The organism is Candidatus Sarcina troglodytae (assembly GCF_015708635.1).
Taxonomy (GTDB): Bacteria; Bacillota; Clostridia; order Clostridiales; family Clostridiaceae; genus Sarcina; species Sarcina ventriculi.
In genome coordinates this window covers 195,066-209,146 of sequence record NZ_CP051754.1, presented here as the reverse complement: position 1 = coordinate 209,146, position 14,081 = coordinate 195,066, and the positions used below count along the sequence as shown (strand labels likewise).

At 28.2% G+C, this 14,081-nt stretch carries 10 protein-coding genes; 1 reads left to right on the top strand and 9 read right to left on the bottom strand.

From position 1 onward, the window contains the following. Positions 1-81: 81 nt before the first annotated feature. From HH195_RS00960 to HH195_RS00940, 5 genes are all read right to left on the bottom strand, one after another. Positions 82-1,536: an MFS transporter gene (locus HH195_RS00960; RefSeq protein WP_196371246.1), complete on the bottom strand. Its 1,455-nt coding sequence runs from the start codon at positions 1,534-1,536 to the stop codon at positions 82-84. A gap of 307 nt (positions 1,537-1,843) precedes the next feature. Then, entirely contained in the window at positions 1,844-2,890 is a 1,047-nt protein-coding gene (gene uxuA, locus HH195_RS00955; RefSeq protein WP_196371245.1) for a mannonate dehydratase, read from the bottom strand. Positions 2,891-2,930: 40 nt separating this feature from the next. Continuing rightward, positions 2,931-3,782, bottom strand: a complete 852-nt coding sequence (locus HH195_RS00950; RefSeq protein ID WP_196371244.1) for an SDR family oxidoreductase — start codon at positions 3,780-3,782, stop codon at positions 2,931-2,933. A gap of 59 nt (positions 3,783-3,841) precedes the next feature. Continuing rightward, positions 3,842-5,566, bottom strand: a complete 1,725-nt coding sequence (locus HH195_RS00945) for a glycoside hydrolase family 3 protein (RefSeq protein WP_196371243.1) — start codon at positions 5,564-5,566, stop codon at positions 3,842-3,844. 23 nt (positions 5,567-5,589) lie between these two features. Then, complete coding sequence (locus HH195_RS00940) at positions 5,590-6,447, bottom strand: HAD family hydrolase (RefSeq protein WP_196371242.1); 858 nt, start codon at positions 6,445-6,447, stop codon at positions 5,590-5,592. A gap of 252 nt (positions 6,448-6,699) precedes the next feature. Here HH195_RS00940 and HH195_RS00935 point away from each other — a divergent pair, with 252 nt between their 5' ends. Then, a complete protein-coding gene (locus tag HH195_RS00935; RefSeq protein ID WP_196371241.1) occupies positions 6,700-8,997 on the top strand; it encodes a glycoside hydrolase family 2 protein in 2,298 nt (765 codons plus the stop codon). Between the two features lie 166 nt (positions 8,998-9,163). Here HH195_RS00935 and HH195_RS00930 read toward each other — a convergent pair whose 3' ends face one another. From HH195_RS00930 to HH195_RS00915, 4 genes are all read right to left on the bottom strand, one after another. Continuing rightward, positions 9,164-10,156 carry a helix-turn-helix domain-containing protein gene (locus tag HH195_RS00930; RefSeq protein WP_196371240.1) on the bottom strand — a complete coding sequence of 331 codons (993 nt, stop codon included), beginning with the start codon at positions 10,154-10,156 and terminating at the stop codon, positions 9,164-9,166. A gap of 14 nt (positions 10,157-10,170) precedes the next feature. After that, on the bottom strand, positions 10,171-10,986 hold the full coding sequence (locus HH195_RS00925; protein ID WP_196371239.1) for an oxidoreductase: 816 nt from the start codon (positions 10,984-10,986) through the stop codon (positions 10,171-10,173). 236 nt (positions 10,987-11,222) lie between these two features. Beyond that, entirely contained in the window at positions 11,223-12,593 is a 1,371-nt protein-coding gene (gene rlmD, locus HH195_RS00920; protein WP_196371238.1) for a 23S rRNA (uracil(1939)-C(5))-methyltransferase RlmD, read from the bottom strand. Positions 12,594-12,622: 29 nt separating this feature from the next. Next, the gene (locus HH195_RS00915) at positions 12,623-13,510 is read right to left on the bottom strand and encodes a GGDEF domain-containing protein (protein ID WP_196371237.1); all 888 of its coding nucleotides are present in this window, start codon (positions 13,508-13,510) and stop codon (positions 12,623-12,625) included. Positions 13,511-14,081: the final 571 nt, after the last annotated feature.

Below are 14,081 nucleotides of genomic sequence, written 5' to 3'. Positions count from 1 at the left end.
TTACTGAAATAATTAAAAACATTTATTTTTTAATTAATATAAAAGAGAGTTATATAAAATTTTATATAACTCTCACTAAATTTAGTTTATATCCACCGCTGCCTCTAATTTTGTCCTAATTATTTCTTCTTGAACTTCTTTCATTTTCCTATCATCTAATGGATAAAATTTCATTGCTATTAAACCAATTATCCATCCAAGCATTGGCATTCCTATAAATAATGCTGCAGTTACTGCAAACATCCCTTTTATATTAGGATCTGTAGCTTGTGGCATTGCAGATGTATATCCTAAATATGCAACTGTAAATCCTATTATAGTTGTAGCAAAAGATGATACCAACTTATCTATAAAGGAAAATAAAGTTGCCATCATACCTGGCACATACTTTCCTGTTAAATAAGTTTCATAATCTGCACAGTCAGCTATCATAGGAACTACTATTCCACTTGCTAAAGATGAAGCCCCATATCCTAAACTATATACAACTATCCAAAGTATAGTCATTAATCCAATGCTATCTAAAGATATTTTTGTAGGGTCTCCAATAAATAATATTAAAAATAATCCTGTATACATTGCCATAGCCGCCTTAGTAAATTTTATTAAAGCTTTTTTAGAACCAAATTTACTCGCATATTTTGTTCCCAACATTATTATTATAAATGTTGGAAGAGCAGTTATCATTGACATTTTTCCATATAAAGCATAGTTACCCATTACTATTCCATATAGCATTACCATAACAGTTGTATTTCCTGATGTTTGACTTGCTAGTTTATTTGTAGCAGCAGCTACTGTAAGCATTTGTAGCCCTCTATTACCTTTTAAAATTGTCAAATAATCCTTAAATTTAACTTTAGGTGCTTTTTTATTACCAAAAAACTCCTCCCTATCCTTGCTCCATATACCAATTATAGCTAATAATGTGAAACAACCAGCTATTATGACATAAGTTAATGAAAACTCTTGCATAGCTTCCAATGTAAATCCACCATATTTAGGTGATAAATATGCTGAAGCGTATTGAGCAGATAAAGAAAATAAGAATAAATTATAAATTCCATCAAATCTTGCAAACAAAGGTCTTTGAGCAGGATCATTAGTTAGACATGATTGCCCAGCCTTTGTGCATGCTGTTTGAAATGTATATCCAATTATATATAAAGCATATAACCCTATAAATCCTATAAGCCTCATACTTTCAGGCATTAAATATAAACAATTATACAAAATTAGTATACTTACAGCCATTATTGTATATCCAATAATAATCATAGGTCTAAACTTACCAAACTTAGTATTAGTCTTATCTATTACAAAACCTATAATTGGATCTGTGATAGCATCAAACATACGCATTGATGTTAATAATGATGATACAAGAACAACTGCAAGCCCAACAACCCCTGTCGCATAATACGATACATAAGTCATTAAAAACATTATCACATTGGTAGCAGTATTATTAAGTGCATAAAAACCTATTTGCCATGTTTTAGCGTTATTATACTTAATATTTTTATCTAAATTCATATTTTCACCCCATATTTTTAAATTCTTTGTGTCAGTATTAATAATTCTTAATCATGTTATATTTATTAATAAATCAAGCAACGAATCTTTAAATTCCATTTATGTGCTTTATTAAACACCTTCTGAACCTATATGATTAAAAACGTTTTCAAGATTGGCACATTTATCAAATATGTTGTGTATTTTAATTTATATTTAACTGCATATATTAATTCATTTATTTATTAATCACACAATTCAATCTTTTATAATGGATATAATTGCATATAAACATAATTATTTATATACAATTATATTCCTAAATTTCTTATTTTCCCTTATTTATGGCTTCTTTTAAGCCATTTAAATATACAGCACCTAACGCTCTATCATATAAACCATATCCAGGTCTTCCTGTTTCACCCCAAATCATTCTTCCATGGTCTGGTCTATATGGTCCATCAAAGCCATAATCACAATATGCCTTCATTATTTCATAAAAATCTAATGAACCTACATCTGACAGATGGGCAACTTCATTAAAACTACTATCCCCAGTAATTAATACATTTCTAAGATGAGCAAAATGTATTCTATTTCTTTCGCCACCAAAATATTTTATCATTTTTACTATATCATTAGTTTTTGTACATCCCAATGAACCTGTACAAAGTGTCAATCCATTATATTTACTATCATATAAATTTAAAAATCTCTCTAAATTTTCAAAATTAGTTATTATTCTTGGAAGACCAAATATTCCCCAAGGTGGATCATCTGGATGTATTGCCATATTTACTTCCTCTTCCTCTGCAACAGGCATTATTCCCTTTATGAAGTACTCTAAATTTTCCCAAAGCTTTTCTTCATCTATATTTTTATATTTGTCAAGTAATGCACCAAGTCCACCTTCACCATATGAAGTATCCCATCCTGGAAGTTCTAATTCTCCTAGTTTAGGATCCATTTTAGCAATATCTTTTTCATCATATATTAAACATGTTGAACCATCTGCTAATCTGTATTCCAAATCTGAACGAGTCCAATCAAATACTGGCATAAAATTATAGCAAATTGTTTTTATTCCCGCCTTACTTAAATTTCTTATTGTTTCATTATAATTTGCTATATATCTATCCCTTGTAGGAAGTCCAAGCTTTATATCTTCATGAACTGGAACACTCTCTATAACTGAAAGCTCTAAACCAGCATCTTCAACCTCCTTCTTAAGTTCTAGTATTCTATCAAGTGGCCATACTTCCCCTACTGGTATATCGTATATGGCACTCACTATGCCCTTCATTCCTGGTATTTGGCGAATATAATCTATTTTAACTGGATCATCTTTGCCATACCATCTAAAAGTCATATACATAATCTCACCCCTTATTTTAAACTTATTTATATTACATCACTTAAACACCAGAATATGCAGAAAATGCTCCATCCACAGGAATAACTACACCATTTACAAAACCTGAAGCTTCCTCACTTATTAAATATAATAATGTACCTAATAATTCTTCAGGTTTACCAAACCTATCCATTGGTGTGCTTCTTAATATTTTTTCTGTTCTTTCAGTTGGCGTTCCGTCTTCATTAAATAACAATTTTTCATTTTGAGCTGTTACAAAAAATCCTGGAGCTATTGCATTAACTCTTATCCCTACCTTAGACATATGAACTGCAAGCCATTTAGTAAAATTACTTACCGCAGCTTTAGCCCCTGAATATGCAGGTATTTTCGTAAGAGGAGTAAATGCATTCATAGAGGAAATATTAATAATTGATGCACCTTTTTTATTTATCATATCCTTTGCAAATTCTTGGCTTGGAAGAAGTGTTCCTAAATAATTTAAATTAAATACAAACTCAACTCCCTTTTCATCTAAATCAAAAAATGTTGTTAATTCATCATTTTCCAAATCCTCTAGCCTCAAATATTCATTACTTGTTGTTCCTTTCGGATGATTTCCACCAGCACCATTTATTAATATATCACAGCTACCAAATTCCTTTAATATTATTTCATGAGCATGTCTTAAACTTTCTTTATCTAAAACATTGGCGTCTATTCCAATGGCAATACCTCCATTTTTTCGAACCTCCTCAGCTTTTTTATCACAACATTCCTGTCCTAAAGAAAGTATTGCTACTTTTGCACCACACTCTGCTAATGCATCTACCATAGTGCCACAAAGCACCCCTGCTCCACCTGTTACTACACAAACTTTATCTTTTAAATCGATATTAAATGGTAATTTCATAAAAATCTCTCCTAAACTTAATTAAATATGCTCTACGTTCAATACTTTTATAACCTATATTAAAATCTTGTATCCCACGCACCACAAAATGCATCAACAGGACTTACACCTTTAAACTCTGATTTTCCCATTATTTTTTCTATTACTAAATCTAAACTAACATCATTGCCATTATAAGCATTTATATAAGTTGGTACCATTGGTACATCTATTAAATGGAATGGATTGTTCACAGATACACAAACGGTTGGCAATTCTGTTACATACCAAGGAATATCAGGTCCCATTGGCATACTCCAAGTTATACGCCTTACATTACTTTGGGAAAATCCCGCAACATTTACAAACAACATTACTGCATCATATTTATTAACAAATTCCTTTATAGGAGTCATAGCTAATAATTGTTTACCATTTAGCCCACCTTGTGGATTAAATGTATCTACTTCAAAGCCTACACCTTCTAATTTGCCTTTTACTCTTGATTCTAAAGAGCCTTCATTTGCCATAGATACTGCTGCTGCACTACCTGTTTGGTCTATTGTATAAAGCATTATCCTTTTATGAGTTTTTGGTGTTATTGGCAATTGATTTTTAGTATTTTTAACTAATGTTATAGCCTTGTCTGCTATATCCCTAGCAACTTCTAAATGTTCATTACAGCCAATTGCTGATAATCCATCTTTATTTGGAACTAAATTTGCTTCTTCTTTCTTTTTGTGTAATTTTAACATTGCTTTAAATGCTAAAACACGAGTAACAGCCTCATCTAAACGTTCATAAGTTAAAGTTCCATTTTCTAATCCTTTTTTAAGGGCATTTATATCCTCATCTTTATCTCTATAATAAAGTATCATATCACATCCAGCTGCTAATGCAGTTGGTATCATCTCTTCTCTTCTAATTGCTGAAGTTAATCCAACCATATGAGTAGCATCAGTTATTATAAGACCATTAAACCCTAATTCTTGACGAAGTAAATCCTGTAATAATTCTGGAGCTATAGTAGCTGGCATTATTTCATTATCTTTTATTCCAGGTCTTAACTTTCTAGAATATTCAGGAAGTCTTATATGACCTATCATAACAGCCTCAACTCCTGCATCTATCATTCCTTTATATACCTTTCCAAAATTTTTATCCCATTCTTTACAACTCATTGTATTATTAGTTGTAACTATATGTTGGTCTCTTTCATCTAAACCATCACCTGGGAAATGCTTCATACAACTTGCAAGTCCAGCATCTTTTGCCCCTTGCAAATATTCCTTTGACATTTCAAGAACTGCATCTGCTTCACTTGAGAAACAACGGTTAGATACAACACAGTTTCTCCAATTTTTATTTATATCAACTATTGGTGCAAAAGTCCAATTACAACCGATTGCAGCTGCCTCTTTACATCCATAATATCCTAATTTATAAGCATTTTCTTTATTTTGAGTAGCACCTATTGTTACATGATATCCAAAATGCGTTCCACCTTTAACTCCACCATCTCCACCAGCTTCTATATTAGCTGCTATTAATGCTGGTATTTTACTAGTTTCTTGTATAATTTTATTTTGTTCATATAATTGCTCTGGCGACATATTATTATATCTAAATCCACCAATTCCATATTTGTTTATACGTTCCTTTATTTCATCATTAGTATTATTCCAAAGCATATCAACAAATACTTGTCCTATTTTTTCATCTAATGACAAATTGCCTAACGTATCTTTCACCCATTTTATATCTTCATCAGTTAAATTAAATGGTTTTGCCTTTAAATCTATCATTTTTCTATTTCCCCCTCAAAATTTTACTTATCTCCAGATAAGTTTTCTTTAAACTCCTTTATCACCTTTTCTTCATATTTCCCCTTATAAGCATTACTAATAAATAATTCTAAAGTTTCATTAATAAATCTATTCCAAGATTGATTTTCCTTTTTAACCAATATTGGATAATATAAAATATTATTTAACTTTGCAGAATCTAAATCACCAACTGCATCCCCCACCATTAACACATTATTTCTATCATAACCTTTTTCAACAAGTTTACTTATACAATATGCCTTTGAACCTATATTTTGAGTTAAGACTATATCAACATTATCTAAAAGTCCATGCTTTTTCCATTCTTCTAAAACAGCTTGTTCATTTGCTGATGACACTATTGCTACATCTGCAAATTTTTTAGCCTCTTTTATCCCAGTATATACACCATCAAATGGAAGTTTTTCCTCATCTTTCAATTCATTAATTGAAGCATTAACAGCTCTTGACCAATCTAAGGCTTTTTTTAAACAAGTAATATTTTGTTTTTGTATCTTTATTTGCCTTTCTAAAGACTCATTTGAAAGTTCTTTAGTGGTATGAGTCCAATCAATAAATTCATTTAATCCTTCAACAGGTATATATCTCTCATTTATTTCCTCAAGAGCCAAAGCTAAACCTTTGAATCTATTTATCCCCCTAGTTAACGTATAAAGATTTACCTCATTCCATCTCTTTAATATAGAACTTTTCCATTTTTCTAAATTCCACTGATTTATCATACACGGACCAAAACATTTGATATGCTTAATATCCATAGTATCCATAGCACATCCATCTGAATCTATACAGATAAGAAAATCCTTTTTCTTTTTAAATTTTTCTAAGCTATTCATCATTCTTTTACTCCTTTTAATAATTAAATTAATTTAGAGCTTTTTTGTAAACCTTTTACCTTATACTTGTATACTAACATATTAATATTAGTATTTCAATGCTTTTTCAAATTTTTTGTAATTTTATTTTTTATAATATTAATTTTTTATTATATAAAATAAATTAAATAATTTAAATTAATTATTTTGTTGTAATTTTCTAAAAAGTGGTATATTATATTTATAATACTAGAATACAAGTTAAGGGGGAATATTATGAGAAAAATTTTAAATATAAATGATAATTGGAATTTTCTTAAAAATAATACTAATGAATTATTTTTAAGAAAATTTAATAATAGCTTTGGAGAAAACGTAAACATACCTCATACATGGAATGATATTGATGGTGCTTCTGGTAATGAATACTTTAGAGGTGTTTGTTGGTATACAAAAAATATTTATATAAACAAAAAATTTCAAAATAAAAAGATATTTTTAGAATTTAACGGAGTTAATAGTATTTGTAATGTTTATGTTAATGAAAAGCATCTAGGTGAGCATAAAGGTGGTTATTCAACCTTTAGATATGATATAACCGATTTAATAGAATTCGATTCAACAAATTTTATTGCAGTTAAAGTTGATAATTCTCATGTAGAAGAAGTGTATCCTTTAATGGCTGATTTTACTTTCTATGGTGGTATTTATAGAGATGTAAATTTATTAATCGTTGACCCAATTCATTTTGATTTAATGGATAATGGCTCTAAAGGTGTCTTTGTATATCAAGATAAAATTACTAATGATATTGCAAACCTAACCATAAAAACCAACATAATTTCTGAAGTAACTGAAAAACAACCTATAAGAATTGTTGCCAATCTTTTAGACACTAATGGACAAGTTGTTAAATATACTGCTAAAGATATTTTAATAGAAAAAAGTAGTGAAATTAAAATGCCATTGAGCATTGAAAATCCTATTCTTTGGAACGGTACTCAAAACCCTTATCTATATACTATGAAAATAACTATAGAAAAGCATAATGATATTTTAGATGAACTTAATATTCCTATTGGACTTAGATATTTTGAATTTAATCCTAACAAAGGCTTCTTTTTAAATGGAAATCATATAAAGCTTAAAGGGGTATCTAGACATCAAGACAAAAAAGATTTGGGTTGGGCTTTATCTAAGGAAGATCATGCACTTGATATGGCTTTAATAAAGGAAGTTGGAGCCAATTCTATAAGACTTGCTCACTATCAACATGACCAATATTTTTATGACCTTTGTGACAAAAAAGGTATGATTGTTTGGGCTGAAATACCATTTATATCTGTAGCATCTAGTACAGATCATACCGGTGAAAATGCAAAATCTCAAATGATTGAATTAATACGACAAAACTTTAATCATCCATCAATTATTATGTGGGGAGTTGAAAACGAAATACAAATAGGTGAAGATTTGCCTTATGTACGAGATATTGTAAAAAATTTAAATAAGATTACTCACAAAGAAGATCCAACACGTTTAACAACCCAAGCACTTGTTTCTATGGTTCCTGATACTGATGAATATAACGGATATACAGATATAGTTGCATACAATAAATATTTTGGATGGTATAATGGAAAAACTGAGGATTTTGCAACATGGCTAGATAACTATCACGAACTTAATCCAAACAGATGTATTGGACTTTCTGAATATGGTTTTGAGGGCATCATTACTTATCATAGTGATAATCCAAAAATTAGAGATTATACTGAAGAATATCATTCTTTATCCCATGAAACACTAATAAAAATATTTAATGAAAGAGAGTTTTTATGGGGTTCTTATGTTTGGAATTTCTTTGATTTTGGCTCTGCAATAAGAGATGAAGGTGGCATTAAAGGACGAAATAATAAAGGTCTTGTGACTTTTGATAGAAAAATAAAAAAAGATGCTTTCTTTGCTTACAAAGCAGCTTGGTCTGACGAGCCTTTTGTGCATATAACAAGTAAGAGATTTATAGATAGAGCTACTGATTCTATTAATATTAAGGTTTATTCTAACTGTGATGCTGTAACTTTATTTGTAGATAATGAAAAATTTGCTACTCTTAATTCTAAACATAATTTTATATTTGAAAATATAAAATTATCACACACACAAACAAATATAAGAGCCATAGGCACTAAAAACGATAAAGAATTTACAGATTATGCTTTCTTTAATAAAGTAAATGAGGCAAATGTAATGTATGAATGTCCAAACAAAAATGGTGGGTTTGCTGCTAATTGGTTTGATGAAGATTTAGCTAATCAATTTACAGACATAGAAATAACTGCATTAGACATACCTGATGATGTATTTTCTAGTGCCACTAGAATTTGTGATATATTAGAAAATGAAAAAGCTAGTATTATTTTAAATAAATATTTTTCTAAATTATTGGCTAGTCCAATGATTGGAATGATAAAAACATCAAGTATTGATGATTTATTTAAAATGCTTGATGAAAGTATTGATAAAAAACTTATGTTTATGTTAAATAAAGAACTATCCAAAATAAAAAAATAATATAATTTTTTATTTATATACAATCAATAAATTTTTAAATATTTACAAATCCCAATTTTCATATAATACACCACAAAAATTTAAGTATATATTATTAAAAATAAAGAGTATATTATTAGTTAATATACTCTTTATTAATAAACTTTTTTAATTTTAATTAATTATGTTATTTTCTTTGTAATAAAAATTCATTTTTATATTGCGTAACACTTTTTCCTGTCCAAACTGAAAATGCTCTAAAAAAAGAATTTAAATCCTGATATCCTAACAAATATGCAATATCTTCAGATGAAAATTGTGTATTTTTAATATAATTTTTAGCAAGTAATTCTCTTGTATGATTTAACTGTTTCTGAAAAGTTGTATCCTCTTGCTTAAGTTTTCTCTGTAATGTACGCTTACTTACAGCAAGTGCATTAGCTACGTCATCAATTGTAGATTTTCCAGCTGGAAGAAGTTCCACCAAAATACTTCTTACTCTTGTAGAAAAGCTATCATCTATATCCATTTCATTTAATCTTTTTCTTAATTCTGGCTCAAAAAAATTCCACATAGATTCATTCCTTGTAATGAAAGGAATTTCTGCATCATGCTTAGAAAAAGCAATTGAATTTACTTCACTTTTCTCCGCTTTAATTCCTAAAAATTTTTCATACTCTGGATTAGAAAAAAACTGTTTGACCATAACTTTTTGTGGTATAATTTTTCTTTTTGTTGCTTTCCTAATTAAATTTACTAATAGAACCATTTCAATTCCCACAATAATTTCAGGTAATTCTATGTTTTCTTCTCCATAAATATTTACTTTTATGTAATTAGCATCTTCTATAATCTCAAAAACAATTGCTCCTACTAAAGCTTTATATTTTGCGATTCTCTTAACACATTCCTTAGCATTAGCACTACAATAAGCAGCAAAAATAGATGGTGTTATACTCTCTATATTTTCAGCTGTTGCAAGGTATATTGGTAATTTTCTATTAGAAACAAGATCATCAATAGCTTTCATAAATCTATAATATTCTTCACACGTTATAGAAGGATTCACTCTTGCAAATAAATCCAATGGAAGATTTGACCTTTTTAATACTTCATTCATAGGAATTCTATATTTATCTAGTAAAATAGCATAGTTTTTATCTAAAGGAAAATGTTTCATAAAATCAATATCTCCTAACTTAAATTTGTAATTACCCAATCAAACACTCTATCTCCAAAGATTTTTTGAATCAATACCATAGGCTTAGCCATAAAACCAATTAAATAACGTGTACGCGGTCTTCTTTTTACAATAGCCTTTTTAACAGTTCTCGCAACTACTTCTGGTTCTGTTAACATATTCCCAGAATAATTTTTAATCATACTGTTAGCCACATTATTTGCATTTGTTTCATATACACTACCTTTAGCTGCATCTTTCAAATTATTCGCTGCAATAACTCCCCAATCAGTCTTAATTCCACCTGGTTCCACTACTACAACATCAATCCCAAATGGAGCAACTTCCATTCTAAGACAGTCTGAAAAACCTTCAACTGCAAATTTAGTTGCATGGTACCATCCTCCAAATCTTGTCCATATTTTTCCTCCCATTGAAGAAATATTAATAATTCTTCCACAATGATTTTCCCTCATTCCTGGTAGCACAAGCTGAATCAATCTAGCCATACCAAATAAGTTAACATCAAATTGCCTCTTAGCCTCTTCCATAGAAACATTTTCTATAGGACCATAAGAACCATATCCTGCATTATTAATCAATACATCTATACGTCCAGATTCTTGCAAAATTGTCTGCACACAATCTACCATGGATTTTTCGTTAGTTAAATCCAAAAAAACTGGTATAATTCCCATTTCTCTCAAATCATCCATTTTATCTATACGCCTAGCAGCTGCATATACAGTAAATCCTGTTTTCTTAAGTTCCTGTGCTATCTTTGTTCCAATACCGCTAGATGCTCCTGTTACTAAAACTACTTTCTTCATAACGCCACCCCCAAGATTTCTTTATGACGTTATTATACATTTCTTAAACTTTTATTTTAACATCTTATCACGCCGTTTTTAATGCAATTCATTCCATAGCTTATCTATATACAATTACACACTTAGTTATTTAATACTAGATAATTCTAAAATTTAAATATACTCTATAATAAATAAAAAAATTCGAGAAATAAAATGGCTAATTAAAATTTCATTTCTCGTATATTATATATTTATTATTTTATCTTTGATATTAATGCAACATTTTCAATATGTGCTGTTTGAGGGAACATATCAACTGGTTGAACTTCTATTGCCTTATATCCATTTTCATCTAATATCTTTAAATCTCTAGCTAATGTACTTGGATCACAACTTACATAAACTATTCTTTTCGGTGCTACTTTACTTATAGCATTTAAAAGACTTATATCGCAGCCTTTTCTTGGTGGATCAACAACTATAACATCAGCTTTAATCCCCTTATTTATAAGATCTGGAATTATTTCTTCTGATTTTCCAACAAAGAACTTAGCATTAGAAATATTATTCTCTTTAGCATTTACATTAGCATTATCTATTGCTTGGGGAATTATTTCCACACCATAAACCTTTTTAGCTTTTTTAGATAAAAAGAGAGTTATTGTTCCAGTACCACAATACGCATCAAAAACAGTTTCATTTCCTGTAAGATTAGCATATTCTAAGGCCTTTGAATATAATACCTCTGTTTGCATAGGATTTACCTGAAAAAATGATAATGGTGAAATATTAAATTTAAATTCCCCTATATAATCAGATATAGTGTCATTTCCCCAAAGTGTTATAAGCTTATCTCCCAATATAACATTTGTATTCTTAGAATTTACATTTTGTATTATACTTTTTACTTCAGGTATACTGTTAGTAATAACTTTAATAAACTCATTTTTATAAGGTAATTCTTGCTTATTAGTTACTAAAACTACCATAACCTCACCAGTTTTAAAACCACGCCTTATCATTAAATGTCTTATCACGCCAGAACTTTTATACTCACCATCTACATTACATGGAGATATATTAAATTTCTTTATCCATTCCCTAGTTAATTTAACTATTTTATTTGCAATATCATCTTGAATGAAACACTCTTCCATATCTATTATTTCATGACTTCTGGACACAAAAAAACCTATCCTTAACTGACCATTAAACATTCCTATTGGTAGTTGAACTTTATTTCTATACATTAAAGGTTTTGTCATACCCAATGGATATTTAACTATTTCCTTATCCAATTTAGCGATTCTTTCTATACACTCTCTAACTCTTCCCCATTTAAAATCTAATTGCCCTTTGTAGGATATATGTTGAATTTTACATCCTCCACATCTTTTATATATAGAACAAATTGGTTCAACCCTATTTATTGAAGGTTCTATAATCTCCATTAATTTTCCATAAGCAAAATTTTTATTAACCTTAATTATTTTAACTCTAACTACTTCACCACTTAACGCACCTTCTATAAATATTGGATAACTTTCATTTATTTTAGCAATACCTTCACCCTCATATCCTTGTGAAATTACTTGCACAACATATTCTTTATTTTTTTCCACCATATTTTATATCACCTTTGTTAATTTATATTTTATTTATAAGAAAAAGATTTTTCATCTAAAATACACATATTTCTTCCCATGCTTTTAGCTTTATATAAATTCTTATCTACTTTTTCTAATAATTGCTGTTTATTATTTATTTTATCAGACATGGATGTAACACCTATGCTTACAGTAACATTTATAGTAACATCTTTATACCTAAAATGAGTATTTTCTATAGCTAACCTTATTCTTTCCGCCAATAAAAATGCACTAGCATTATTTGTATCATTCAAAACTATAATAAATTCTTCTCCACCATATCTAGCTATCCAATCAGTAGAAGATCTTATATTTTTTTTAATTATGTTAACAACTCTTTTTAAAACATAATCACCTGCCAAATGACCATATTTATCATTTATATCTTTAAAAAAATCTATATCCATCATCATTATTGATAAATCTTTTTTATTTTTTTTTGCTTTAGTCATTTCTATAGGCAATTTTTCAGTTATATATCTTCTATTAAAACATTCAGTTAAACCATCTAAGGCAACTAACATGTTCATTCTATCCACTTCTTCTTTCATTTGCTCATTTGTCATTTTAGTTATTTCTTCTAAAACATCAGATTTTGTAATATCCTTTACAGTTTCCAAAATATATTTTCGATTTTTATATTTAATAACTTTAGCCATAACCAAATAAATATTTTCATCACTACACTCAATTTTTACAAATGACTTATCATCATAATTATAGGCTCTTGCACCAATACAATTTTTACATAAACCTTTATTATTCCACATTTTATAACATTTAATACCGTTATTATTTTTGCATTCTTGATCTACTATATTATTACTTATAGGGTCTACAATTCTAACAAAATCAAATAATGATTTTATATGTGAATCTATATTTTCAACCATTATACCCACTCTCCCCTATACTATAACTCATTTAATATGATTAAATCTATGTATTTTAACAATGTATTCTCATCTTGAATTTGAATACTAATTAATCTTATATTAGATTTACATCTTAATCAATGATATAAATTTTTATTTTTAAAAAACATTACTATATATAAATTATATTTAAATTTATATATATTTTAAATATAATTCATATAAATTTCTTATGAAATTTTTACAAAAAAAAAGCACCTAATGGTTAGAAACATTAAATGCTTTATATAGAATCAGTTGCCAAATATATCTTATTTATTATTGTTACATAAGTATAATATATTATTCATTATATTTCACTAAAAAACACAAATTAATTTGTAAATTTTTTGTGAACATATAATTTTTATCATATTTTTTACCTTTTTTTATAAATAAAAAAATATTTTATTTATTTATATTAAATTTTTATCCAAAATAAATTAAAAGCCTTTTAAAATATTTTATTATATAAAATTAAAAATCTTATTTAAACTATACTAAATATAAAAAAGTACGTTGAAATTTTCAACGTACTTTTATGCTTAAA